Raw genomic sequence first — 25,416 nt, 5'->3', positions numbered from 1 at the left:
GCGGCGAGAGCACGTTCCGGCCACCGGGCGACACCGTCCAGGCCGACGCCCGGCTTCCGGACGCCCGGGGCCGTGTCAGCACCATGATCCCCTCAAGCCCCTTAGCGGAACTGCGCGTTCTCATCATGCGAGAAATCCCGGCGCCCTTAAATGTGCAAATTGTCCGCCCTGTGCCACGAAGGTTTGGCCTTGGCATAACAAGAAAGTCACATCCTGTCCCGGCCGCTCCCCACCCTCCCCAGCTGCGCTTAGAGTCACGGCCAGTCACCGCGCCGCCGGGTGCGACTGCTGCACGGCCCTCACCAACCAGTACGGCCCGGCGACCGACACGGCACCTCGCCACGAGGAGGCCGCGCCAGGGAAAGGACCCACCGTGCGACACCGTTCCTTGCTCATCCTCACCACAGTGCTCACCACAGGCGCACTCACGCTCACCGCCTGCGGTTCGCGCGACAAAGGCGGCGACGACAGCAGCGGCAAGAAGCAGACCGTCGTCATCGGCGTAGACGCACCCCTCACAGGTGACCTGTCCGCCCTCGGCCTCGGGATCAAGAACTCCGCCGACCTCGCCGCCCAGACGGCGAACAAGCAGAACCTCGTCCCCGGCGTCGAGTTCAAGACCCAGCCGCTCGACGACCAGGCACAGCCGTCCGTCGGCCAGCAGAACGCCACGAAGTTCATCGGCGACAAGAGCGTCGTCGGCGTCGTCGGCCCCCTGAACTCCAGCGTCTCGCAGTCCATGCAGAAACCGCTCAACGACGCCGGCCTCACCCAGATATCCCCCGCCAACACGGGCACCGAGCTGACCCAGGGCGACGGCTGGAAGACCGGCACGAAGAAGCGCCCCTACAAGACCTTCTTCCGCACCGCCACCACCGACCAGGTCCAGGGCGCCTTCGCCGCCAAGTACCTGTTCAACAACGCCAAGATCGACTCGGTCTACCTCATCGACGACCAGAAGACCTACGGCGCCGGCCTCGCCGCGTCCTTCAAGGACACCTTCACCAAGCTCGGCGGCAAGATCGTCGGAAGCGACCACATCAACCCCGACGACCGCGACTTCAACGCCATCGTCGCCAAGGTCAAGACCACCGGCGCCAAGGCCCTCTACTACGGCGGCGAATACCCCGCCGCCGGCCCCCTGTCCCAGCAGCTCAAGGACAGCGGCACCAACATCCCGCTCATGGGCGGCGACGGCATCTACAGCGCCGACTTCATCAAGCTCAACAAGAAGGCCGCAGGCGACCTCGCCACCTCCGTCGGCAAGCCCGTCGAGCAGCTCGACTCCGCGAAGACCTTCATCGCGAACTACAAGACCGCCGGATACAAGGACGCCTACGAGGCCTACGGGGGCGGCACCTACGACGCCACCTGGGCCATCATCCAGGCCGTCAAGGACGTCGTCACCGCCAACAACGGCAAGCTCCCCGACGGCGACCTGCGCGCCAAGGTCCTCGACGCCGTCGGCAAGGTCAAGTTCGACGGAGTCACCGGCCCCGTCTCCTTCGACGAATACGGCGACACCACCAACACCATGATGACCGCCTACAAGGTCACCGACGGCGCCTGGAAGCCCGAGCTCAGCGAGGCCTACAAGCCGTAACCCGGCGAATCCCGCCACGCCGCAACCCAAGGACCGCGCGGGAGCGCCACCAGCGCTCCCGCGCGGTGCCATATCCGCTCACATTCACGGAGGCCCCGCGGTGCACGAACTGCCGCAACAGCTGGCCAATGGACTCATCCTCGGCGCGATGTACGGACTCATCGCGATCGGCTACACGATGGTCTACGGCATTGTCCAGCTCATCAACTTCGCCCACGGCGAGATATTCATGGTCGGGGGCTTCGGGGCTCTCACCGTCTTCCTCGCACTCCCCTCAGGCTTCTCGCTCCTCGCCGCCATCCCGCTCATGATCATCGGCGGCGTCATCGTCTCCGTACTCGTCGCCACCGCAGCCGAGCGCTTCGCCTACCGCCCCCTGCGCAACGCACCCCGCCTCGCCCCGCTCATCACCGCGATCGGCCTCTCCCTCGCCCTCCAGCAAGCCGTATGGAAGTGGTACCCCGACGCCAAGAAGGACCGCTCCTTCCCCCAGTTCGACGGCAGCCCCTTCCACCTCCTCGGCGCCAACATCCAACGCGGCGACCTCTTCATCCTCATCGCCGCCCCCGTCTGCATGATCGCCCTCGGCATCTACGTCAACAAAACCCGCACCGGCCGCGGCATGCAGGCCACCGCCCAAGACCCCGACACCGCCAAACTCATGGGCATCAACACCGACCGCATCATCGTCATGGCCTTCGCCATCGGCGCCGCGTTCGCCGCCGTCGCCGCCGTCGGCTACGGCCTCCACAACGGCCAAGTCGGCTTCCGCATGGGCTTCATCATGGGCCTCAAAGCCTTCACCGCAGCCGTACTCGGCGGCATCGGCAACATCTACGGAGCCATGCTCGGCGGCATCGTCCTCGGCCTCGCCGAAGCACTCGCCGTCGGCTACATCGGCAACATCCCCAGCATGGAACTCTTCGGCGGCGGCGCCTGGAAGGACGTATGGGCCTTCGTCCTCCTCATCGTCGTCCTCCTCGTGCGACCCCAAGGCCTGCTCGGCGAACGCGTCGCGGACAGGGCGTGATCACCATGACCACCAACACCACCCCCAGCACCCCCGCCGCCGACACCGCGGCCCCCCTCATCCCGCTCCCCACCACCCTCGCCCGGCACACCGTCACCGCCGGCGCCGCCATCGCCCTCATCGGCACCTTCCTCGCATGGACCTGGACCAGCGACTTCCCCGGCGACCTCACCGTCACCGGCTACCCCGGCGGCCTCCAGCTCCTCACCCTCACCACCGCAGCCCTCACCATCCTCTTCGCCCTCTCCACCTACGGCGTCCCAGGACTGCGCTGGCTCACCCCCGGCGGCACCAACGCCCCCCTCCGCCTCCTCACCCTCGCCACCTTCGGCACCACCGGCTACACCCTCGGCGCGATCTCCAGCGACCTCGGCGGCATCGTCAACCTCGAACCGGGCGCCTACGTCTCCGGAATCGGCTCCCTCATCGCCCTCATCGCCGCCTTCGCCCTCCCCGGCGACACCCCCACCACCGACACCACCGGCGACAACACCTGGCAACGCATCCGCCACACCCTCGCCGCCCCCAGCCCCACCCCCGCCAAGACAATCCCCGACTGGGCCGGCATCCTCATCATCGTCGCCGCCTTCGCCATCGGCCTCTACGTCTTCGCCTACGGCATCGACACCGCCTACACCGAACTGTTCATCGGCTTCCTCATCACCGCCGTGTTCACCTTCGCCGCCATCACCCAGGCAGGCCTCATCGCCCGCCTCTCCGCACTCACCGCACACCACCGCACCATCACCCTCAGCGCCGCCTTCGTCGCCGCGATCTGCTTCCCCTTCACACAATCCAGCGACGAATACGCCCTCATCGGCGCCAACATCCTCATCTTCGCCACCGTCGCCCTCGGCCTCAACGTCGTCGTCGGCCTCGCCGGCCTCCTCGACCTCGGCTACGTCGCCTTCCTCGGCGTCGGCGCCTACGCCGCAGCCCTCGTCTCCGGCGCAAGCACCTCCAGCCTCGGCGTCCACTTCCCCTTCTGGGCCGCCATCCTCGTCGGCGCCGGCGCATCCCTCATCTTCGGCGTCCTCATCGGCGCCCCCACCCTGCGCCTACGCGGCGACTACCTCGCCATCGTCACCCTCGGCTTCGGCGAAATCTTCCGCATCACCATGAACAACCTCAACGGGAACAGCGGACCCAACGTCACCAACGGCTCCCGCGGCATCCCCGCCATCCCCGACATCACGATCTTCGGATACGACCTCGGCATCAGCCACGACATCGCCGGCTTCACCCTCGGCAAACCCGGCAACTACTACCTCCTGATGCTCGTCATCACCCTGATCGTCGTCACCGTCTTCCGACGCAGCGCCGACTCCCGCATCGGCCGCGCCTGGGTCGCCATCCGCGAAGACGAAACCGCCGCCACCGCCATGGGCATCAACGGCTTCCGCGTCAAACTCATCGCCTTCGCACTCGGCGCCACCCTCGCCGGACTCGCCGGCACCGTCCAAGGCCACCTCACCAGCACCGTCACCCCCGAGCAGTACCAATTCGCCGGCTCCGTACCCCCCAACTCCGCCTTCCTCCTCGCCGCCGTCATCCTCGGCGGCATGGGAACCATGAGCGGACCCCTCATCGGCGCCGCCCTGCTCTACCTCATCCCGGCCAAACTCCAATTCATGCAGGACTACCAGCTCCTCCTCTTCGGAGTCGCCCTCATCGTCCTCATGCGCCTACGCCCCGAAGGCATCGTCGCCGACCGCAGGAAAAAGCTCGAATTCCACGAGACCGGCCAACTCGACACACCAGAAACCAGCCTCACCGACACACCCGTCGGCGTCACCAAGGCGGGGGCGTGACCACCATGACCACCACCACCGACACCGTCCTCCACGCCAGCGGCGTCACCATGCGCTTCGGCGGCCTCACCGCCGTACGCAACGTCGACCTCACCGTCAACAGCGGCGAAATCGTCGGCCTCATCGGCCCCAACGGCGCAGGCAAAACCACCTTCTTCAACTGCCTCACCGGCCTGTACATCCCCACCGAAGGAAAAGTGACCTACAAAGGCACCATCCTTCCCCCCAAACCCCACCTCGTCACCCAAGCCGGCGTCGCCCGCACCTTCCAGAACATCCGCCTCTTCCCCAACATGACCGTCCTGGAAAACGTCCTCGTCGGCCGCCACACCCGCACCAAAGAAGGCCTCTGGTCCGCACTCCTGCGCCTCCCCGGATTCAAAAAAGCCGAAGACGCATCCCGCGAACGAGCCATGGAACTCCTCGAGTTCACCGGACTCGCCGCAAAAGCCGACCACCTCTCCCGCAACCTCCCCTACGGCGAACAACGCAAGCTCGAAATCGCCCGCGCACTCGCCAGCGAACCCGGACTCCTCCTCCTCGACGAGCCCACCGCCGGCATGAACCCCCAAGAAACCCGCGCCGCCGAAGAACTCATCTTCGCCATCCGCGACCAAGGCATCGCCGTCCTCGTCATCGAACACGACATGCGGTTCATCATGAACCTCTGCGACCGCGTCTCCGTCCTCGTCCAAGGCCAAAAACTCATCGAAGGCACCCCCGACATCGTCCAAGCCGACGAACGCGTCATCGCCGCCTACCTCGGCACCCCCTTCGAAGGCGCACCCGGAGACGAGGAAATCGCCGAAGTAGAAGCAGCCGAAACGGCGCAGAGCACCACCCGCACCGAAGGAGACACCCCGTGACCGCACTCCTCGAAGTCGAGGACCTCCGGGTCGCCTACGGCAAAATCGAAGCCGTCAAAGGCATCTCCTTCAGCGTCGAAGCAGGCCAGGTCGTCACCCTCATCGGCACCAACGGCGCCGGCAAAACCACCACCCTGCGCACCCTCTCCGGCCTCCTCGAACCCCTCGCCGGACGCATCACCTTCGACGGCAAACCCCTCAAAAACGTCCCCGCACACAAAATCGTCGCCCTCGGCATGGCCCACTCCCCCGAAGGCCGCCACATATTCCCCCGCATGACCATCGAGGACAACCTCCGCCTCGGCGCCTACCTCCGCGACGACAAAGCCGGCATCGAAAAAGACATCCAGCGCGCCTACGACCTCTTCCCCATCCTCGGAGAACGCCGAAAGCAAGCCGCAGGCACCCTCTCCGGCGGCGAACAACAAATGCTCGCCATGGGCCGCGCCCTCATGTCCCAGCCCAAACTCCTCATGCTGGACGAACCCTCCATGGGCCTCTCCCCCATCATGATGCAGAAAATCATGGCCACCATCACCGAACTCAAAGCCCAAGGCACCACCATCCTGCTCGTCGAACAGAACGCCCAAGCCGCGCTCTCCCTCGCCGACCAGGGCCACGTCATGGAAATCGGCAAAATAGTCCTCTCCGGAACCGGACAGGACCTCCTCCACGACGAATCCGTCCGCAAGGCCTACCTCGGCGAAGACTGAACCCCGCACACACAAAAGTGGCCCGCACCCGGAACTGCCTCCGGATGCGGGCCCTTCGCGTACATCGGGGAACTACTCCCCCTTCGCCGCCTTCTTCTCCTCGGCGTCCTCAATAACCGCCTCGGCAACCTGCTGCATCGACATCCGCCGGTCCATCGACGTCTTCTGAATCCACCGGAACGCCGCCGGCTCCGACAACCCGTACTGCGTCTGCAACACCGACTTCGCCCGGTCCACCAGCTTCCGCGTCTCCAAACGCTGCGAAAGGTCCGCGACCTCCTGCTCCAGCGCCTTCAACTCCGTGAACCGCGACACCGCCATCTCGATCGCCGGCACCACATCGCTCTTCGAGAACGGCTTCACCAGATACGCCATCGCACCGGCGTCCCGCGCCCGCTCCACCAGATCCCGCTGACTGAACGCGGTCAGCATCAGCACCGGCGCGATCGACTCCTTCGCGATCAGCTCCGCCGCGGAGATCCCGTCCAGGACCGGCATCTTCACATCCAGGATCACCAGATCCGGCTGGTGCTCCCGGGCCAGCTCGACGGCCTTCTGCCCGTCACCGGCCTCGCCGACGACCGCGTAGCCCTCTTCTTCGAGCATCTCTTTGAGATCGAGGCGGATGAGGGCCTCGTCCTCAGCGATGACGACACGGGTCGTCAGCGGGGGGACGTGCGACGCGTCGTCGTCTGCGACGGGCTGGGGCGACTCGGGGGCGGTCACGGGGGCTCCTTGGTTAAGGCAGGTGCTGCTACCTGAGCCTACCTAGCTCCTGTATGTTTGAGATACGAGGGGTCTTCGGTATCCTTCGTTTCGAAGGGGCCCCGGTAGCCCAGCGGTAGAGGCGATGGATTCAAAACCCATTCAGCGTCGGTTCGAATCCGACTCGGGGCACTTCTCCTTCATTTCCAAGGTTCAGCCAATGTTTGGCGATCTTCACTCGACCTGCTGAACACACGCTCGGAACGTCACCCTGCGGCAGGCAATCGACAAGCCTCTCGGGCATGTACGACATATCGACGCGGCGCTCCGTTCTGGAGCTCGTCGCCCAAGGCCGCAGCCTGAACTCCGTCAGCAAGCAGACCGGGATATCGCGCGCGGCGATTCGCGCCTGGCAGAGCCGAATCGAGCCGCTCCGCAGCGCGAGCCCGTGTCCGAGGTGCCGCCACGACCCGGGCGTTCCGGGTGACACCGCCGCGTACGCGTACCTTCTCGGCCTCTATCTCGGAGACGGCTGCATCAGCGCACACCCGCGAGGCGTCGGCCACTACTTGCGCATCGCCTGCGCCGACGCGTGGCCGGGCCTGATGGAGCTGTGCCGGAATGCGATCAAAGCGGTGCGCCCGGAGAGCGGCGTGTACGACCTGCAAAGGCAGGGGTACGTCTCCGTGACCAGCTACGACCGCCACTGGCCCTGCCTGTTCCCTCAGCACGGTCCTGGCAAGAAGCACGAGCGTGCCATCGTGCTCGAACCCTGGCAGGAGGCCGTGATCGGCACACATCCATGGGAGTTCATCCGCGGGCTCGTTCATTCCGACGGATGCCGGATCGTCAACTGGACCGAGAAGGTCATCTCCGGTGAACGCAAGCGCTACGAATATCCTCGGTACTTCTTCACCAACACCTCCACCGACATCGTGGACCTCTTCACCGGCGCACTCGACCGTGTCGGGGTGGAATGGCGCTCCGCGCGCCGCGCCCGGGGCGCCCGGAACGTATCCGTCGCCCGGCGGAACTCCGTCGCCCTCATGGACCAGCACATAGGCCCGAAATACTGACGAGGGCCCCCTGCAAGGGGTGGGGCAAGGGGCCGGGGCCCGGGGTTACTTGGGGCTGTCGTCTTCGCCGATGTGGTGGACGCGGACCAGGTTGGTGGAGCCGGGGACGCCGGGCGGGGAGCCGGCCGTGATGACGACGACGTCGCCCTTCTGGCAGCGGCCGACCTTCAGGAGCATCTCGTCGACCTGCGCCACCATCTCGTCGGTGGATTCGACGTGCGGGCCGAGGTAGGTCTCCACGCCCCAGGTGAGGTTGAGCTGGGAGCGGGTGGCGGGCACCGGGGTGAAGGCGAGCAGGGGGATCGGGGAGCGGTAGCGGGAGAGGCGTTTGACGGTGTCGCCGGACTGGGTGAAGGCGACGAGGAATTTGGCGCCGAGGAAGTCGCCCATGTCGGCGGCGGCTCGGGCGACGGCTCCGCCTTGGGTGCGGGGTTTGTTGCGGTCGGTGAGGGGCGGGAGTCCTTTGGCGAGGACGTCTTCTTCGGCGGCTTCGACGATGCGGCCCATCGTTTTGACGGTTTCGATGGGGTGTTTGCCGATGCTGGTTTCGCCGGAGAGCATGACGGCGTCGGTGCCGTCGATGACGGCGTTGGCGACGTCGCTGGCTTCGGCGCGGGTGGGGCGGGCGTTGTCGATCATCGAGTCGAGCATTTGGGTGGCGACGATGACGGGTTTGGCATTGCGTTTGGCGAGTTTGATGGCGCGTTTTTGGACGATGGGGACTTGTTCGAGGGGCATTTCGACGCCGAGGTCGCCGCGGGCGACCATGATGCCGTCGAAGGCGGCGACGATGTCGTCGATGTTGTCGACGGCTTGGGGTTTTTCGATTTTGGCGATGACGGGGAGGCGTCGGCCTTCTTCGTCCATGATGCGGTGGACGTCGTCGATGTCGCGTCCGTTGCGGACGAAGGAGAGGGCGATGATGTCGGCGCCGGTGCGCAGGGCCCAGCGGAGGTCTTCCTGGTCCTTGTCGGAGAGGGCGGGGACGGAGACGGCGACGCCGGGGAGGTTGAGGCCTTTGTGGTCGGAGACCATGCCTCCTTCGATGACGAGGGTGTGGACGCGGGGGCCGTCGACGGCGGTGACTTGGAGGGCGACTTTGCCGTCGTCGACGAGGATGCGTTCGCCGGTGGTGACGTCGCCGGCGAGGCCGCTGTAGGTGGTGCCGCAGCGGTGGCGGTCGCCTTGGGTGTCGGGTTCGACGGTGATGGTGAATTCGTCGCCGCGTTCAAGGAGTACGGGGCCTTCGGTGAAGCGGCCGAGGCGGATCTTCGGGCCTTGAAGGTCGGCGAGGATGCCGACGTTGTGGCCGGTTTCGTCGGAGGCTTTGCGGACGTGGTGGTAGCGCTCTTCGTGTTCGGCGTAGGTGCCGTGGCTGAGGTTGAAGCGGGCTACGTCCATTCCGGCTTCGACCAGGGCTTTGATCTGGTCGTATGTGTCGGTGGCGGGCCCTAGGGTGCAGACGATTTTGGCTCGGCGCATGGGATGAGCCTAGGGGCTTACCGTCGGGTAGGTATTTGGTCGTGGGTTACTGCTCAACAACCTTTGGGTGAAGGGTGGTTGACAAGTGTTGAATCGTGCGCGGGGGCGCTCCGATGAGCGGTTCGGGGCCCCCGGGCGGGGTGGCGCGGCGGGGTGTTAGAGGGTGGGCGGGGTCATGATGAAGCGTGCGTTGACGCGGGCGTGGACGGATTGGCGTTGGGGTTCGAGGTCGAGGGCGGGGGCGGGTTCGGGGGCGGCGCCGGGGGCGGCTGCGCGGAAGGCCATGCCGCCGCCGGCGGGGCGGCCGTAGCCGGGTGTGGGGTTGTCGGCGCCGGGGTCGGAGAGTTCGACGAGTGCGGCGAGGCTGGTGCCGAGGGCGTCGGCGTATTCGCGGGCGCGTGCGACGGCTTGCTGGACGGCGCGGCGGCGTACGTCGCCGTAGGCGGGTGAGTCGCGGCGCAGGGACCACCAGGGGCCGTCGACGCGGGTGAGTTCGAGGTCGGCGAGGCGGGTGGTGAGTTCGCCGAGTGCGGTGAAGTCGGTGAGTTCGGTGGTGATGCGGACGCTGCCGTTGTAGGTGCGGACGCGTTCGCCGCGGCCGTGGCGGGCGAGTTGGGGGGTGAGGGTGAAGGCGCCGGTTTCGAGTTTGTCGACGGCGGTGCCGTAGGTCTTGATGAGGTCGATGACGTAGGCGTTGCGGCGGGTGAGGTCGTCGAGGGTGGCGCGGCGGTCGGTTCCGCGGGTGGCGATGGTGATGGTGATGCCGGCGAGTTCGGGGTCGACTTCGAGGTGGGCTTCGCCGTGGACGGCGAGGCGGGGCTGGTCGGGGGTTCCGTAGGGCTGGGTGTCGGTCATGGGTCCACTGTGGCATTGGCGGGGGTGTCGGGTGGGTGGTGTTCTGTCAGGGCCCGGTCATCAGATCGAAACCTTCTGTGGGTGTTGCGGGGGCGGGGTTGTGCGTCAGAATCCGTGGGTCTACGCGCGTCGCCGTCCGCTCAACTTCTACGCGCGTCACACGACTTCAGGGAGAGAGCATGCCGCTGAACCGCAGGACGTTCCTTGGCACTACGGCCGCCGCCGGTGCCGGTGTGGCCGTGGCCGGGGGTGTCGCGTCGCCCGCCGAGGCGGCGCCGATGGAGCTGGACCACGGGCACGGGCGTCCGCCGAAGCGGTACGCGTTCTCGGTGATGGGGACGACGGATCTGCACGGCCATGTCTTCAACTGGGACTACTTCACGGACGCGGAGTACGACGACGCGGCGCACAACGATGTGGGTCTGGCGAAGATCTCGACTCTGGTGGACCAGGTCCGCAAGGAGAAGGGCCGGCACAACACGCTGCTGATCGACGCGGGTGACATCATCCAGGGCACGCAGCTGTCGTACTACTACGCGCGGGTCGAGCCGATCACGGGGTCGGGCGGGAAGCGGGGGCCCGAGCACCCGATGGCGCTGGCGATGAACCACATGCGCTATGACGCGGCGGCGCTCGGCAACCACGAGTTCAACTACGGCATTCCGACGCTGCGCGCGTTCCAGGACCAGTTGGACTTTCCGCTGCTCGGTGCGAACGCGCTGGACGCGAAGACGTTGAAGCCGGCGTTCCCTCCGTACACGGTGCGGCGGTTGAAGGTGCCGCACGGGCCGGATGTGAAGGTGGGGATCCTGGGTCTCACCAACCCGGGGATCGCGATCTGGGACAAGGCGAACGTGCAGGGCAGGATGGTGTTCCCGGGTCTGGTGGAGCAGGCGAAGATCTATGTGCCGAAGCTGCGGGCGCTCGGGTGTGACGTGGTGATCTGTACGGATCACTCGGGCCTGGACGGTTCCACGTCGTACGGGGACGCGCTGCCGTATCCGGAGAACGCGTCGTCGTTGGTGGCGGAGCAGGTGCCGGGGATCGACGCGATCCTGGTGGGTCACACCCACAAGGAGGTGGCGTCGCGGACGGTGGTCAACCAGGAGACCGGCAAGACGGTGGTGCTGTCCGAGCCGTACATGTGGGGCATGCGGCTGAGCGTCTTCGACTTCGAGTTGGAGTTCTCGCGGGGCCGCTGGCATGTGGCGTCGGTGACGGCGGGGGTGCGCAACGCCAACGCGGTGGCCGAGGACCCGGTGGTGAAGCGTCTGGTGAAGGCGGAGCACGACAGGGTCGTGGCGTATGTGAACCAGGTGGTGGGCAGCAACGCGGCGGAGATGCGCTCGGACCAGGCTCCGTACAAGGATGTGCCGATCATCGATCTGATCAACCACATCCAGGCGGAGACGGTGAAGGCGGCGCTCGCGTCGACGCAGTACGCGGCGCTGCCGGTGCTGTCGCAGGCGGCGTGTTTCTCGCGGTCGGCCGTCATTCCGGCGGGCAAGGTGACGATCAAGGACGTCGCGGGTCTGTACGTGTACGAGAACACGCTGGAGGCGCGGCTTCTGACGGGTGCTCAGGTGCGGGCGTACATCGAGTTCTCGGCCAACTACTACGTGCAGACAACGGGTGCGGTGGACCCGGCGAAGATCACGAACGCGAACAGCACGCCGGACTACAACTACGACGTGGTCAGCGGGGTGTCGTACAAGGTCGACATCGCGAAGCCGGCGGGTTCGCGGGTGTCGAAGGTGATGTTCGACGGGAAGCCGTTGGACGACGCGGCGCAGTTCGTGCTGGCGGTGAACAACTACCGGGCCAATGGTGGCGGCAACTTCCCCGGGGTGGCCACCGCCAAGCAGCTGTGGGCGAACTCCGACGAGATCCGTAACACGATGATCGCGTGGGTGAAGGCGAAGGGTGTCATCGATCAGGCGGAGTTCGCTTCGGTGGACTGGAAGCTGACGCAGAACGGTGTCGCGGTGTTCTGAGCCGTCGGTGTGCTGAGCCGTCGGACGTGCTGAGCCGGCGGTCGGCGAAACGTCACGGCTGTTCGACGAGTGGAATCAGGCCCCCCGGGAGATGCGCCGGGCGGGCCTGGTTCTTTTTGTCGAGGCCGAAGGTGGTGAAGGCGGTGCGGGCCGGCAGGGGGTAGGGGTCCTTGCCGGTGAGGGAGTTGAGGATGGTGGCGCTGCGCCAGGCGGCGAGGCCGAGGTCGGGGGCGCCGACGCCGTGGGTGTGCTGCTCGGCGTTCTGGACGTGGACGTGTCCGGTGACGGAGGGGTCGAGGACGAGCCTGAACTCGTCGTCCACGCGCGGCCGTTCGGAGGCGTCGTAGCGCATGTAGGGGTCGAGTCCGGCGAGGATGCGGCCGAGGGGGCGTTCGCGGTAGCCGGTGGCGAGGACGACGGCGTCGGTGGTGAGGCGGGAGCGGGTGCCCTGCTGGGCGTGTTCGAGGTGGAGTTCGACCTTGGTGGTGGCGACGCGGCCCGCGGTTCGTACGCTCACGCCGGGGGTCATGGTGATGTCGGGCCAGCCGCCGTGCTGGGTGCGGCGGTAGAGCTCGTCGTGGATGGCGGCCATGGTGTCGGCGTCGATGCCCTTGTGCAGCTGCCATTGGCGCGGCAGGAGCTGGTCGCGTACGGCTTCGGGCAGGGCGTGGAAGTAGCGGGTGTAGTCCGGCGTGAAGTGTTCGAGGCCGAGCTTGGAGTACTCCATCGGCGCGAACGCTTCGCTGCGGGTGAGCCAGGTGAGTTTCTCGGCGCCCTGGGGGCGGTTGCGCAGGAGGTCGAGGAAGACTTCGGCGCCCGACTGGCCCGAGCCGATGACGGTGATGTGGTCGGCGGTGAGCAGGCGTGCGCGGTGGTCGAGGTAGTCGGCTGAGTGCAGGACGGGGACGGTGGGGGCGTCGGCGAGGGGCTTGAGGGGTTCGGGTACGTGGGGCTCGGTGCCGATGCCGATGGCGAGGTGGCGGGTGTGGGCGCGGCCGAGTGCCTGGGCTTCGCCGTTGAGGTCGAGGTGGGTGTAGTCGATTTCGAACAGGGCGCGTTCGGCGTTCCAGCGGACGGCGTCGACCTGGTGCGCGAAGTGGAGGTTGGTGAGGTTTTCGCTGACCCAGCGGCAGTAGGCGTCGTATTCGGTGCGCTGGATGTGGAACTTTTCGGCGAAGTAGAACGGGAAGAGCCGTTCTCGGTGCTTCAGGTAGTTGAGGAAGGTCCAGGGGTTGGTGGGGTCGGCGAGGGTGACGAGGTCGGCGAGGAAGGGGACTTGGAGGGTGGTGCCTTCGATGAGGAGGCCGGGGTGCCAGTGGAAGGCGGGGCGCTGTTCGTAGAAGGCGGTGTCGAGTCCGTCGGGGAGGCCGTGGGCGAGGGCGGCGAGGGAGAGGTTGAAGGGGCCGATGCCGATGCCGACGAGGTCGTGGGGTTGGTCTTCGGGGTGCGGGGTCATTGTGGGGCGCCTTCCGTGGGGGGTGGGGTGGGGGGTGGGGTGATGCGGGGTGGGGCGGCTGCTTCGGGTGCGGGGGCTTCGGAGGTGCCGGTTGCTTGGGGTGCGGCGGCTTCGGCGGCTTCGAGGGTGGTGGCTAGCAGGGTGGTGAGGTCGTCGGGGGTGAGGTGGGGGTTGAGGAGGGTGGCTTTGAGCCAGAGGCGGCCGTCGGCGTGGGCGCGGCCGAGGACGGCGGTGCCGTGGGTGAGCAGGGTGCGGCGGAGGTGGGCGACGGTGGCGTCGGGGGCGTGGCGGGGGCGGAAGAGGACGGTGGAGATGGCGGGGTGCCGGTAGAGCTCCAACTGTGGTTGGCGCTCGATGAGTTGGGCGAGTGTGGCGGCGTGGGCGCAGACCTGGTCGACGAGGTGGGCGAGGCCGTCGCGGCCGAGCGCGCGCAGGGTGACGGCGATTTTGAGGGCGTCGGGGCGGCGGGTGGTGCGCAGGGAGCGGCCGAGGAGGTCGGGCAGGCCGTGGTGGGTGTCGTCGTCGGCGTTGAGGTAGTCGGCGGTGTGCGCGAGGGGGGTGAGGTGGTCGGGGTCGGCGACGGCGAGGAGGCCGGCGGCGACGGGTTGCCAGCCGAGTTTGTGCAGGTCGAGGGTGACGGTGTCGGCGTGGTGGAGGCCGGCGAGCCGGGGGCGGTGGCGTTCGCTGAAGAGGAGGGGTCCGCCGTAGGCGGCGTCCACGTGGAGGCGGGCGTGGTGGCGGGCGCAGAGGGCGGCGATGGCGGGGAGGTCGTCGATGGCGCCGGTGTCGGTGGTGCCGGCGGTGGCGACGACGAGGGCGGGCCCGCCGAGGGTGGTGAGGGTGTCGTCGAGGGCGGCGAGGTCGGTGGTGCCGGTGGGCGCGGGGACGACGACGGGCCGGGGCAGGCCGAGGAGCCAGGCGGCGCGCTGGATGGAGTGGTGGGTGTGGGCGCCGCACACGATCTGCACGTGGTCGTGGTGTTCGCGGGCGAGGAGGAGCGCGAGTTGGTTGGACTCGGTGCCGCCGGTGGTGATGAGGGCGTCGCCGTGGGGCCAGATCTCCTGGGCGATGGTCCGGGTGAGGAGGGCTTCGAGGGCGGAGGCGGCGGGGGCCTGGTCCCAGGAGTCGAGGGAGGGGTTGAGGGCGGACGCGGCGAGGTCGGCGGCGGCCGCGAGGGCGAGGGGCGGGGTGTGGAGGTGGGCGGCGCAGAGGGGTTCGGCGGGGTCGGCGGCGCCTTCGGCGAGGGTGCGGACGAGGGTGGTGAGGGCTTCTTCGGCGCCGGTTCCGTGGGCGGGGAGTACGTCGCGGGCTGCGTGGTGGACGCGGTCGGCGACGGCTCGGGGTCCGCCGGCGGGCAGCGGGCCGCCCCGGGTCTTCGCTCCCTGGTCGAGGGCGTCGAGTACGACGTCGAGGAGGGGGCGAAGGGCGGCGGGCCCTGCGGTGCCTCCGGCGAGGGGCGGGCTGTGCATGGGGTTCCTTCGGGGGTGTGGGCAGCGACTTCACCAGCGTGGTCCTGCGTCGGCCGGTGAAGCCGCTGTGCACAACGATCTCAACCCGAAAGTGGTATTGCCTTGCGGTGGGGGCGAGTTGGGGCGGGTGGTTGCTGGTATGGCGGGTCCGGGCCGCCCCGGGCCGGGTCCGGGGCGGCCCGTGTGGGGGTCAGCCGCGTACGCGCAGGGCCCGGCGCAGGTCGTCGACCTGGTCGGCGAGGCGGCGGCGCAGGGCGGGGGTGAGGTCCTCGTGGGTCAGGCAGGTCTCGCCCAGGCGCAGGGTCTCCTCGTCGACGGCGGGCAGTGGGAAGGCGTAGTGGCCGGCGGCCTGGGCCATGGCGGGGCCGCGGCGGGTGGCGAAGGGGACGGTGTCCTCGTAGAAGCGGGCGATGTAGGGCTGGAGGAGGTCGGCCTGTTCGGGCTGCCAGAAGCCCTGGGCGGTGGCGGTGAAGAGGTAGTTGGAGAGGGTGTCGCTGTGGAACATGGCGTTCCAGGCGGCTTCCTTGGCGGTGGGGGTGGGCAGGGCGGCGCGGCAGCGGGCGGCGCCTTCTTCGCCGGTGGCGCTGGGGTCGTCGGCGAGGTGGGCGGCGATCTCGTTCTCGTCGGTGGCGCCGAGGACGGCGAGACGGGTCAGGACGCGCCAGCGCAGTTCGGGGTCGAGTTCGGGGCCGCCGGGCACGTGGCCGTCCTGGAGCCAGGCGCGCAGGGTGTCGGGCTGGGTGGCGGCGTCGATGAAGTGGCGTACGGCGATGAGGCGCAGGCCGGGGTGGGTGCCGTCCTCGGTGCGGCGGATCAGGTCGCGGGTGAGGTCGGTGAGGAGGGTGAGGGCGGCGGGGCGGTCGGTGGGGGTGAGGTAGCGGTCGGTGATCTGGGTGGCGGCGAAGGTGAGGACGCCCTGGACGATGGCGAGGTCGGTCTCCTCGCCGAGGTGGTCGCGTGCGGTCTCCAGGTAGGCGCCGGGCGCGAGTTCGCCGTCGCGGACCATGTCGCGCAGGGTGTTCCACAGGACGGCGCGGGTGAGGGCGTCGGGGATGCCGGACAGGGCGTGCCGGGCGGTTTCGGTGGAGGTGGCGTCGAGGCGGACCTTGGTGTAGCTGAGGTCCTGGTCGTTGAGGACGAGCAGGGCGGGGCGCCGGCCGGGGCGGGTGACGGGTTCGCTGTGCGGGACGTCGATGTCGAAGCGTTCGCGCAGGACGAGGTGGCGGGGGTGGTGCGGGTCGGGGTCGTAGGCGCCGACGGTGAGGCGGTGGGGGCGGTGGCCCTGGTGGGTGGTGGTGAGGTGCCACTCTCCGTCGCTCTCGGCGACGGTGGGGGTGAGGGTGTCGACTCCGGTGGTGCCGAGCCATTCCGCGGCCCAGGCGTGGACGTCGCGGTCGGTGGCGCAGGCGAGGGAGTCGATGAAGTCGGCGAGGGTGGCGTTGGCGAACTTGTGGCGGGCGAAGTGGGTGTTGATGCCGGCGAGGAAGTCCTTCTCGCCGAGCCAGGCGACGAGTTGGCGCAGGGCGGAGGCGCCCTTGGCGTAGGAGATGCCGTCGAAGTTGAGCAGTGCGGACGCGGTGTCGGGGACGGCGTCGGGTGCGGGGGCGACGGGGTGGGTGGAGGGCCGCTGGTCGGCGTCGTAGCCCCAGGACTTGCGGGTGATGGCGAATTCGACCCAGGTGTCGGTGAAGCGGGTGGCTTCGGTGAGGGTCTGGTAGCCCATGTATTCGGCGAAGGACTCGTTGAGCCAGATGTCGTCCCACCACTGGAGGGTGACGAGGTCGCCGAACCACATGTGGGCCATTTCGTGGGCGACGACCATGGCGCGGATCTGGCGCTGGGTGTCGGTGACGGCGGAGCGGTAGACGAATTCGTCGCGGAAGGTGACGAGGCCGGGGTTCTCCATGGCGCCGGCGTTGAATTCGGGGACGAACGCCTGGTCGTAGGAGTCGAAGGGGTAGGGCTCCTCGAACTTCTCGTGGTAGCGGTCGTAGCACTGCCGGGTGATCTCGAAGAGTTCGTCGGCGTCGGCGTCGAGGTGGGGGGCGAGGGAGCGGCGGCAGTGCAGGCCGAAGGGGAGTCCGGCGTGTTCGGTGGTGACGGAGTGCCAGGGGCCGGCGGCGACGGCGACGAGGTAGGTGGAGATCAGCGGGGTGGTGGCGGCTTTCCAGCGGCCGTCGTCCTGCTGGGTGGTGATGCCGTTGGCGAGGACGGTCCAGGGCTCGGGGGCGGTGACGGTGAGGTCGACGAGGGCCTTGAGGTCGGGCTGGTCGAAGGCGGCGAAGACGCGCTGGACGTCGTCCATGAAGAGCTGGGTGTAGACGTACGTCTCGCCGTCGGCGGGGTCGGTGAAGCGGTGCAGTCCCTCGCCGGTGCGGGAGTAGCTCATGACGGCGTCGATGTGCAGTTCGTGGGGTCCCGCGGTGAGGGCGGTCAGCGGGAGCCGGTTCTCGTCGAGGGTCTCGGGGTCGAGGGGGGTGCCGTCGAGGGTGGCCGAGCGCAGGGTGGCGGGCTTGAGTTCGACGAAGGTGTCCCCGGCGGCGCGGGAGGTGAAGTGGATGGTGGTGCGGGAGTCGAACGTGTCGTCGCCGGTGGTGAGATCGAGCTCGATCGCATACCGCTGGACGTCGAGGAGGAGGGCTCGGGTCTGCGCTTCGTCGCGCGTCAGTACGGACATGGGCCCATGCTGCCCGATGCGGGCGGGCCCGCCCAGCGTGCGGGCGGGCCGGTCTCAGGAGGTGCGGGTGGCGAGCCATGCCTCGTGGGAGCGGGTGACGCGGGCCCACAGTTCGGTGCGGTCGTCGTCGGTGAGGGTGGCCGGCGCGATGTGGAAGAGGTCGTGGAGGGCCTCGAACCAGGCGGCGGGGGTGGCGAGTTCGTGTTCGCTGGTGCCGTCGGCGTCGGTGTGGCGCAGGATGCGGCCGCGCAGGACGTCGATGGTGGTGGCGTCGCGGCGGGCCACGACGGGGGCTTTGACGTAGCCGGACTCGGGTGAGGTGGTGAGCCGTGTGTGCTCGTCGTCGAACGCGGTCGGGCCGGTCGGCGCGGGGGCGTATTCCATGTGGTGGAAACCGCCGGCGGGGTCGTGCTGGAAGCGCCAGCCGCCGGGTTCGGCGGTGGAGGGGGCCATGCGGAAGGTGAAGGGGCCCTGGCGGTAGGTGCCGGTCAGCAGCGGGAGCGGTTCGTGGATGCCGTCGCCGAGGCCCGCGTCCACGAGCCATTCCTGGTCGCCGGTGCGGACGGTGAGGGCCAGGTGGTTGCCGCGGGCGCCTTCGGTTTCGGGGGTGCCGTGCACGCCGGCGTAGTGGCGGGTGACGTCGAAGCCGAGGGTGTGCAGGAGCAGGCCGAGGGCGCCGTTGGCCTGGTAGCAGTAGCCGCCGTGCCCGGCGGCGACGCGGCGCAGCGAGAGGAGTGCGTCGATGCCCGCGGGGCGGCCGAGGTAGGTGTCGATGTTCTCGTACGCCACGCGTTCGATCTGGGCGCGGTGGAGGGCGAACAGGGCCTCGGCGGTGGGCTGTTGGGGCCGTTCCAGGCCCAGGCGCCGGAGGTAGCCGGCTATGTCGCTTCCGGTCGGCTGGGCGTGGGTCGCCACCTGGTGTGTCGTCACGGGCAGATCATCGCACCGGGTCGCGGTGCGATGTCCTGGGATGCGCGGGGTGGGGCGTGCCGGGTGTGGTGGGGCCGGGTCAGCCGGAGTTGGCGATGGTCTCGTGGTGGCGGATGACCTCGGCGATGATGAAGTTGAGGAGCTTCTCGGCGAAGGCGGGGTCGAGTTTGGCGCTCTCGGCGAGGCGGCGCAGCCGGGCGATCTGTTCGGCTTCGCGGGAGGGGTCGGCCGGGGGAAGTCGGTGCTCGGCCTTGAGGTGGCCGACCTGCTGGGTGCATTTGAAGCGCTCGGCCAGCATGTGCACGACAGCGGCGTCGATGTTGTCGATGCTGTCGCGGAGCCGGGAGAGCTCTGCTTGCACGGAGGGGTCGATCGTGGTCATTGGTCGAGCTTACGTGGCATGGCCGACGATGGTCGGCGGGTGTTCAGGATCCGGAATCTGCCGGCTCCAGCCACCGGGGACGGCCCGGCCCTGCTGCTCGCGGAAGCGTACGGGCGCGATGCCGACACGCCGGGTGAACAGGCGGGAGAAGTAGGCGGGGTCGTCGTAGCCGACCCGGCGGGCGACGGCCGCGACGGGCAGTTCGGTGGCGGCGAGGAGTTCCTTGGCGCGGCCGAGGCGGATGCCGAGGAGGTAGTCCTTGGGGCTGCAGCCGGCGGATCTGCGCACCGCGGTGCGCAGCTCGGCGGGGGTCATGCCGTGCCGGGCGGCGTGTTCGGCGACCGACAGGGGCTGGAAGGCGTCGCGGGCCAGCGCGTCGAGCACGGGGTCGCCGTCGGGCGCGACGTCGGCGCGGGCGCGGCGCAGCGCGACGAGCAGTTCGTGGACGGCGGCTGCGGTCTCCACCTCCAGGAGCGGGTTGCCGCGGCGTGCGGCCCTCGCGATGCGGCCGACGGCGGCGCGGGCGGCGACGGTGTCGCTGAGCGGGACGACGGGCCGGTCGGGGTCGATGTAGCCGAGTTCGGTGTACGTGGTGGTGGCGGGCCCGGCGAAGTCGACGAACGACTCGTCCCAGCCGGTGGCGGGGTCGGCGCCGTAGTGGTGGGGCACGCCGGGGGTGAGCCAGATCAGGGCGGGCGCGGTGACGGGGATCCGGCGGCCGTCGGCGCCGCGGAACCAGCCGCTCCCCGCGCCGATGACGACGGCGACGTGGTGGTCGAGGGTGCGGGGTCCCACGGTGGGCAGCGTGCCGTGCTGCAGTCCGACGCCGAGGCAGACCAGGCCGAGCCGATGGTGGGCCGGACTCGGGGTGAAATACCGCATCCAGGTGTGATACATGCCGCTTTCCGCTCTCTGCCGGTCCCCCTTGCGTCCAATCAGCGCCGATCTTTGTCCATGGACCGGTGCCGCGCCAGGGGGCGAGAGTGGCCCGCGTAGCGATCGAGAGAGACGGGCGGGGCTGACCGGTGGCCGACTTCACGGTGGGGGACGAGGACTTTCTGCTCGACGGGAGGCCGGTGCGGCTCCTGTCGGGCGCCCTGCACTACTTCCGGGTGCACGAGGCGCAGTGGGGGCACCGGCTGTCGATGCTGCGGGCGATGGGCCTGAACTGTGTCGAGACGTACGTGCCGTGGAACCTGCACGAGCCGTTCCTCGGCCAGTACCGGGACGTGGCGGCGCTCGGCCGGTTCCTGGACGCGGCGCACGACGCGGGCCTGTGGGCGATCGTGCGGCCGGGGCCCTACATCTGCGCCGAGTGGGAGAACGGGGGGCTTCCGCACTGGCTGACGGGCCGCCTCGGACGGCGGGCGCGCACGGACGACCCCGAGTACCTGGTGCATGTGAACCGGTGGTTCCACGCGCTGCTCCCCCAGGTCGCCGAGCGCCAGATCGACCGGGGCGGTCCCGTCCTGATGGTGCAGGTGGAGAACGAGTACGGCAGCTACGGCACCGACCGCGGCTATCTGCGTCACCTCGCGGATCTGCTGCACGACTGCGGGATCACGGTGCCGCTGTTCACGTCGGACGGGCCCGAGGACCACATGCTGACCGGGGGGTCGCTGCCGGGTGTCCTCGCCACGGCGAACTTCGGCAGCGGGGCGCGCGAGGGCTTCGAGGTCCTGCGCCGCCACCAGCCGTCGGGGCCGCTGATGTGCATGGAGTTCTGGTGCGGCTGGTTCGACCACTGGGGTGCGGAGCACGTGGTGCGGGACGCGGCCGACGCGGCGGCGACCCTGCGCGAGATCTTGGAGTGCGGGGCGTCGGTCAACCTCTACATGGCGCACGGCGGCACCAACTTCGCGGGCTGGTCGGGGGCGAACCGGGCGGGCACGCTGCATGTGGGGGCGCTGGAGCCGACGGCTACGTCGTACGACTACGACGCGCCGATCGACGAGGCGGGCAGGCCCACGGAGAAGTTCTGGCGCTTCCGCGAGGTGCTGGCGGAGTACCAGGAGGGCGGGGCGGCGGCGCTGCCCCAACTGCCGCCGGAACCGCTGCGGTTGACGGGTCCTGCCGCGACGGTGTGGCAGGGCTGGACCGCCCTCTCCGAGGTGATGGACACCCTGGGCGGGGAGGAGAGCGAGTCGCCGGTGCCGCCCACGTTCGAGGAGCTCGACGTGGACCGGGGCGTGGTCCGCTACCGCGTGGACGTGCCCGGGGGGCGCCGGCCGTACCCGCTGGGCGTGCTCGGGCTGCGCGACGTGGCGACGGTGTACGTCGACGGGGTGCGCGCCGGGGTCCTGGACAGCGAGGACGCGACGCTGGCGGAGCCGGTGCCGGGCGGGGCGGCGGTCGAGCTGTGGGTGGAGTCGCTCGGGCGCGTCAACTACGGGCCGCGCGGCGGGGAGCCGAAGGGGATCACCGGCGGGGTGCTGCACGAACGGCAGTATCTGCACGGGGTACGGGCGCGGGGCTTGCGGCTGGACGCGCTCTCCGTCCCGGGGGCGGTGGAGAAACTGCCCTGCGGCGAGGTGCCGGCGCGGCCGGGGGTGCCGGGCCTGTACCGGGGCCGGCTCGACGTGCCCGCCGGGGCGGACTTCGGGTGGCTGGGGATGGCGGGGTGGGGGCGGGGGTTCGTGTGGGTGAACGGGTTCTGTGTGGGCCGGTACTGGGGGGTCGGGCCGCAGGAGGCGCTCTATGTGCCGGGGGCGGTGCTGGGGGCCGGGGCGGAGGTGTGGGTGCTCGAACTGGCCGGCGCGGAGTCTGCCCCGCCCCCCACCCTGACCCCCTGACCCGCCCCCGGGCGGCGTGGACCTCCTCGGCCCGTTTCGCGCAGTTCCCCGCGCCCCCAGGTGGGTTGCCCTTGGCGGGGCGCGTAGGCGGGGCCACCTCGGCCTGTCCGGCGATTGAGGACGAGCGCCTTTCGGGCGCGAACGGGGACCGGGGCGGAGCCCCAGGGGGTCGGCTTCAGGGTGCGGACCGTGCTTGGCTGGTCGCGCAGTTCCCCGCGCCCCTAGGTGGGTTGCCCTTGGCGGGGCGCGTAGGCGGGGCCATCTCGGCCTGTCCGGCGATTGAGGACGAGCGCCCTTAAGGCGCGAACGGGGGTCTGGGGCGGAGCCCCAGGGGGTCGGCTTCAGGGTGCGGACCGTGCCCGCGTCCCTGAGTTACTCGATGCCGGGCGGCGTGGACATCGGGGCGGGCTACAGGGCCGTTATGGACAGGGTGTCCAGGGTGAACTCCGCCGTCCCGTCGTCGCCCGCCTTCCGCAGGCCGACCCAGGCCGCCCCCGCCTCCGGCGCGGTGAACTCGTAGGAGAACTCGGTGGGTTCGGCCGCGGCCGGCAGCGCGACCCGGCTCAGCTCGCGCGGCGCCGGCTCGTCGACCGCCGTGATCCACGCGTACTGCCCGGCCTTCTCGTTCTCGTACCGGAAGGACACCCGGTAGCGCCGCCCCGCCAGGAAGCGGACGGTGTGGTCGACCGTGCGGTAGACCAGCCCGTCGTTCTCGCCCCGCGACTTCAGCGACTGGGTGCCGTCGACGACGTCGTCGATCGCCTTGCCGTTCCAGCCCCGCTGGGTGAACGGCGCGTGCCGCAGCGCGATGTGGGTGCGGGGGTCGGTGGAGCCGCCCGCGTCGCCCTTGACGAAGGGGCCCCACCCGGACGGCACGTTCTGGAAGTCCTCGTACGCGACCGTGCCGGGCTTGACGGTCGGCTCGGCCCGTACGACGCGTACGTTGTCGAAGCGGACCCGCGCCGCCCCCGCGCCCGCCCGCAGCGTCAGGGTGACCGGGCCGCCGCCCGCCGGCACGGTGAAGGGCACCCCCATCCGCTGGAAGCGGGTGCCGTGCTTGCGGTCGCCGGCCACGTAGTTGACCGCGGTGGAGGTGTCGGTCCAGTTGGTGGCGGTGACGCCGTCCCCGGTGCGGACGTCCAGCGCGGCGAGGCGCCGCTCCCCCGCCGTCTCGCCGACCTCGACCTGTACGGACGCGCGGTACGTGCCGGGCGCGAGCCGCGCGAGGCGCTGGCCCACGGTGGCCGCGGCGCCGCCGGGCAGGACCAGTTCGTAGTCGCCGAGCGCGCTGCGGACGACCTTCGCGGCGCCGGACACCTGCCAGTCCCGCAGCGCCCCGGAGTGGAAGCCGGGGTCGCGCACCGGGGTGAACTGGCCCCAGGCCGGGTCGCCCTGCGCGCGGGCCCGGGTGCGGTGGACGACGTAGGGCTGCCCGGCCGCCGCGTCGGGGATCGTCACGCCGCCGGAGCGGACGGGCAGGTCGGCGACATGCACCCGGCCCTGGTCGGTGAGCCGGTAGAGCACCACCGTACGCAGCCCCGACCAGCCGCGTGGCAGCCGCCAACTCGTCGTGCCGCCAACGGGGTTGTAGTGGTAGAGCTTCGCCGGGTCGGTGGCGTTGCGGGGCTCCCAGGGCAGGAGGTAGGTGCCGGCGTCGTAGACGAGCCGGCCGTCGGTGGTGATGCGGCGCGCTCCGGTGGCGTCGCTGACCGAGGTGGCGGCGGACCCGGCGAAGGTGACCTCGTGTTCGGTCCACCGCTCGATGGGGTGGGCCTGGAGGTACTTCGCGGGCAGCGACTCCGTCCAGATCAGGTCATAGAACGCCGTCCAGTCCGTCTTGCCGGTCCAGCCCTCGAAGTTGCCCATGTGGGCGTGACCGAGCAGCGTGGGCCACTTGTTGGCGAAGACGTCCTTCTGGTGGTGCCGGATGAAGCGGATGAGCCGGGAGTTGATGCCGCGCGAGGTGTCGGGGCCGTAATCCGTCTCGTTGGCCCAGTGCGACCACAGCGAGGAGCGTTCCAGGCCGTGGCCCCATTCGGAGGCGACGAGCCAGCCCTGGTCGCGCAGGGCACGCTGGAGCCGGTCGGAGGTCCAGCCCGATTCGCGGAACACGTCGATGTAGAGCGCGTCGAGTGCGGGGTCGGCCTCGCGGCGCAGGTCGGCGAAGCGCTTGACGATGTCGCCGGAGACCAGGTCGCGGCGCTGGTCGATGCGGTAGGACTGGTCGAGCCAGTCCCACTGCGGGTTGTTCTTGTCGACGAGGGTGTCGGAGAAGGCGTGCGCGACCGGGTAGGACTCGGTGGCGTTGACGTGGACGGCGAAGTCGCTGTTCCACTTCTTGCCCTCGCGCACCAGGGAGTTGAGGTCGGCGAGGCCTCCGGCGCGCTCGTTGTAGTTGCCCGCGTAGTCGGGGTGCGCGGAGTCGTGGCCTTCCGACTGGTAGCCCTTGAGCAGGGTGTACTGGCGCAGCCCGTCGGTGGCGAGCGAGATCCGCTTGACGTTGTCGAGGGTGGCGAGGAACGGGTTGGTGGCCTGCGAGGCGAAGTTGTACGGGATGTGCGGGACGACCCGCAGGTGCTGGGTGTCGGCGCCGAGCGGCTCGACCATGATGTCGCGGAACGCGATGGCGGCGTCCTGCCAGTCGACGACGCCGTCCTTGTTGCGGTCACCGGTGACGACGACGGTGGCGTACGGGAGGGGCTCGGTGGCGCCGGTGGGGGCGGTCGCGGCGCGGTGCGTCCACTGGCCGGGGACGAGCTGCGTCTTGACGTAGCCGTCGCGTCGCAGGGTCTGGCGCCACAGCCGGCCGTTCTCCCAGGTGGCACCCGGGGTGGCGGCGGGGTTGTCGTAGACGGTGTTGGTCTCGACGGCGCCGCCGAGCGCGTGGTGGGCGAGGACCGCGTAGGCGCAGCCGATGGGCTTGGCGTCGGGGGCGGTGGTGGCAGTGGGCACGACGAGGGTGTCGCCGCTCTTGGCCTTGTCCAACTGGAGCTGTGCGGCGAGGAGTTGGGCGCCTGGCTGGTCGCTGCGGACGGACAGCAGGGCGAGGCCGGGGATCTGGAGGGTGCCGACGCGCAGGGCCGGGGTGTCGTCGATGCGGGTGATGCGCCAGTCGACGCGGTGGCCGCTCACGCGGATCTCGGCCGTGATGCGGGTCGGGGTGCGGTTCCCGTCGCCGTCGCCGTCGCCGTCGCCGTCGCCGTCGAAGGTGAGGGTGTACGCGATGTGGTCGCGGGACGCGTGCGAGGTGACGCGGGGGGTGTGGGGGGCGCCGTCGATGAGCACCTCGGTGACGGGGTCCTCCTGGCCGTGCAGGACGGCGCCGGTCGCGCGGTCGGTGTACGCCACGATGCGCGGGAAGGTGTCGGCCACGCGGACGTCGAGGCCGGCGGAGCGCAGCACCGTCTCGCCGGTGTTCCGGCGGGCGTTCGGGCCTGCGGCGTGCGCCGGGGAGGGGATGCCCAGAGTGGCTCCGGCTCCGGCGAGGGCGGTGACGGCGACGACCGTCCTCCGCGTCGGGCCGTGCTGTTCGGGATTCACGCGCGCGCTCCTTGCCGTGGGGGGTGGGTGCGCAC

Annotated in this window: 18 protein-coding genes and 1 tRNA gene; 9 read left to right on the top strand and 10 right to left on the bottom strand. The window is 69.7% G+C overall.

What is annotated here, in order from left to right:
- The first annotated feature begins 388 nt into the window (after positions 1-388).
- The 5 genes from OOJ98_RS07235 to OOJ98_RS07215 all read left to right on the top strand — a co-directional run bounded on the left by OOJ98_RS07235 (position 389) and on the right by OOJ98_RS07215 (position 6,023).
- Positions 389-1,603: a branched-chain amino acid ABC transporter substrate-binding protein gene (locus OOJ98_RS07235; RefSeq protein ID WP_267055549.1), complete on the top strand. Its 1,215-nt coding sequence runs from the start codon at positions 389-391 to the stop codon at positions 1,601-1,603.
- Positions 1,604-1,703: 100 nt separating this feature from the next.
- The gene (locus OOJ98_RS07230; RefSeq protein WP_267053786.1) at positions 1,704-2,633 is read left to right on the top strand and encodes a branched-chain amino acid ABC transporter permease; all 930 of its coding nucleotides are present in this window, start codon (positions 1,704-1,706) and stop codon (positions 2,631-2,633) included.
- Between the two features lie 5 nt (positions 2,634-2,638).
- On the top strand, positions 2,639-4,444 hold the full coding sequence (locus OOJ98_RS07225) for a branched-chain amino acid ABC transporter permease (protein WP_267053785.1): 1,806 nt from the start codon (positions 2,639-2,641) through the stop codon (positions 4,442-4,444).
- Entirely contained in the window at positions 4,441-5,310 is an 870-nt protein-coding gene (locus OOJ98_RS07220) for an ABC transporter ATP-binding protein (RefSeq protein WP_267053784.1), read from the top strand. The genes OOJ98_RS07225 and OOJ98_RS07220 overlap by 4 nt, the downstream gene beginning before the upstream one ends.
- Positions 5,307-6,023, top strand: coding sequence for an ABC transporter ATP-binding protein (locus tag OOJ98_RS07215; protein ID WP_267053783.1), 717 nt, complete (start codon positions 5,307-5,309; stop codon positions 6,021-6,023). The genes OOJ98_RS07220 and OOJ98_RS07215 overlap by 4 nt, the downstream gene beginning before the upstream one ends.
- A 72-nt stretch (positions 6,024-6,095) precedes the next feature.
- Here the strand turns inward: OOJ98_RS07215 and OOJ98_RS07210 are convergent, their stop codons facing one another.
- Entirely contained in the window at positions 6,096-6,749 is a 654-nt protein-coding gene (locus OOJ98_RS07210) for an ANTAR domain-containing response regulator (protein WP_267053782.1), read from the bottom strand.
- A 98-nt stretch (positions 6,750-6,847) separates the two neighbouring features.
- Between OOJ98_RS07210 and OOJ98_RS07205 the strand changes: the two genes are divergently transcribed.
- Together OOJ98_RS07205 and OOJ98_RS07200 are read left to right on the top strand one after the other, a co-directional pair.
- A tRNA-Leu gene (locus OOJ98_RS07205) sits at positions 6,848-6,920 on the top strand.
- Positions 6,921-7,030: 110 nt separating this feature from the next.
- Entirely contained in the window at positions 7,031-7,804 is a 774-nt protein-coding gene (locus OOJ98_RS07200) for a helix-turn-helix domain-containing protein (RefSeq protein ID WP_267055548.1), read from the top strand.
- Between the two features lie 45 nt (positions 7,805-7,849).
- Here OOJ98_RS07200 and pyk read toward each other — a convergent pair whose 3' ends face one another.
- Both pyk and OOJ98_RS07190 read right to left on the bottom strand, forming a co-directional pair.
- The gene (gene pyk, locus OOJ98_RS07195; protein WP_267053781.1) at positions 7,850-9,286 is read right to left on the bottom strand and encodes a pyruvate kinase; all 1,437 of its coding nucleotides are present in this window, start codon (positions 9,284-9,286) and stop codon (positions 7,850-7,852) included.
- 156 nt (positions 9,287-9,442) lie between these two features.
- On the bottom strand, positions 9,443-10,141 hold the full coding sequence (locus OOJ98_RS07190) for an SIMPL domain-containing protein (RefSeq protein WP_267053780.1): 699 nt from the start codon (positions 10,139-10,141) through the stop codon (positions 9,443-9,445).
- Between the two features lie 179 nt (positions 10,142-10,320).
- On the opposite strand from OOJ98_RS07190, the gene OOJ98_RS07185 reads away from it, so the two are divergent.
- Positions 10,321-12,135: a bifunctional UDP-sugar hydrolase/5'-nucleotidase gene (locus tag OOJ98_RS07185; protein WP_267053779.1), complete on the top strand. Its 1,815-nt coding sequence runs from the start codon at positions 10,321-10,323 to the stop codon at positions 12,133-12,135.
- Positions 12,136-12,187: 52 nt separating this feature from the next.
- On the opposite strand, the gene OOJ98_RS07180 is transcribed toward OOJ98_RS07185, so the two are convergent.
- The 6 genes from OOJ98_RS07180 to OOJ98_RS07155 form a co-directional block, all read right to left on the bottom strand.
- Positions 12,188-13,591: a lysine N(6)-hydroxylase/L-ornithine N(5)-oxygenase family protein gene (locus OOJ98_RS07180; protein ID WP_267053778.1), complete on the bottom strand. Its 1,404-nt coding sequence runs from the start codon at positions 13,589-13,591 to the stop codon at positions 12,188-12,190.
- Positions 13,588-15,060 carry an aminotransferase class V-fold PLP-dependent enzyme gene (locus tag OOJ98_RS07175; RefSeq protein ID WP_267053777.1) on the bottom strand — a complete coding sequence of 491 codons (1,473 nt, stop codon included), beginning with the start codon at positions 15,058-15,060 and terminating at the stop codon, positions 13,588-13,590. Before OOJ98_RS07175 ends, OOJ98_RS07180 begins: the two co-directional genes overlap by 4 nt.
- Before the next feature lie 190 nt (positions 15,061-15,250).
- The gene (gene pepN / locus OOJ98_RS07170) at positions 15,251-17,737 is read right to left on the bottom strand and encodes an aminopeptidase N (protein WP_267053776.1); all 2,487 of its coding nucleotides are present in this window, start codon (positions 17,735-17,737) and stop codon (positions 15,251-15,253) included.
- A 54-nt stretch (positions 17,738-17,791) separates the two neighbouring features.
- Positions 17,792-18,667: an arylamine N-acetyltransferase gene (locus OOJ98_RS07165; protein ID WP_267053775.1), complete on the bottom strand. Its 876-nt coding sequence runs from the start codon at positions 18,665-18,667 to the stop codon at positions 17,792-17,794.
- A 79-nt stretch (positions 18,668-18,746) separates the two neighbouring features.
- On the bottom strand, positions 18,747-19,049 hold the full coding sequence (locus OOJ98_RS07160; protein WP_267053774.1) for a chorismate mutase: 303 nt from the start codon (positions 19,047-19,049) through the stop codon (positions 18,747-18,749).
- A 9-nt stretch (positions 19,050-19,058) separates the two neighbouring features.
- Positions 19,059-19,946, bottom strand: coding sequence for an AraC family transcriptional regulator (locus OOJ98_RS07155; RefSeq protein WP_267053773.1), 888 nt, complete (start codon positions 19,944-19,946; stop codon positions 19,059-19,061).
- A gap of 128 nt (positions 19,947-20,074) precedes the next feature.
- On the opposite strand from OOJ98_RS07155, the gene OOJ98_RS07150 reads away from it, so the two are divergent.
- On the top strand, positions 20,075-21,841 hold the full coding sequence (locus OOJ98_RS07150; RefSeq protein ID WP_267053772.1) for a beta-galactosidase family protein: 1,767 nt from the start codon (positions 20,075-20,077) through the stop codon (positions 21,839-21,841).
- A 408-nt stretch (positions 21,842-22,249) separates the two neighbouring features.
- Here OOJ98_RS07150 and OOJ98_RS07145 read toward each other — a convergent pair whose 3' ends face one another.
- Positions 22,250-25,381 (bottom strand): endo-alpha-N-acetylgalactosaminidase family protein, encoded by a 3,132-nt coding sequence (locus OOJ98_RS07145; RefSeq protein ID WP_267053771.1) that lies wholly within the window; start codon positions 25,379-25,381, stop codon positions 22,250-22,252.
- Positions 25,382-25,416 lie beyond the last annotated feature (35 nt).

It is taken from the genome of Streptomyces sp. NBC_00083, assembly GCF_026343295.1.
Lineage (GTDB): Bacteria > Actinomycetota > Actinomycetes > Streptomycetales > Streptomycetaceae > Streptomyces.
Note: the sequence above shows the minus strand (reverse complement) of the source record. Positions and strands in the feature narration are given on the sequence as shown.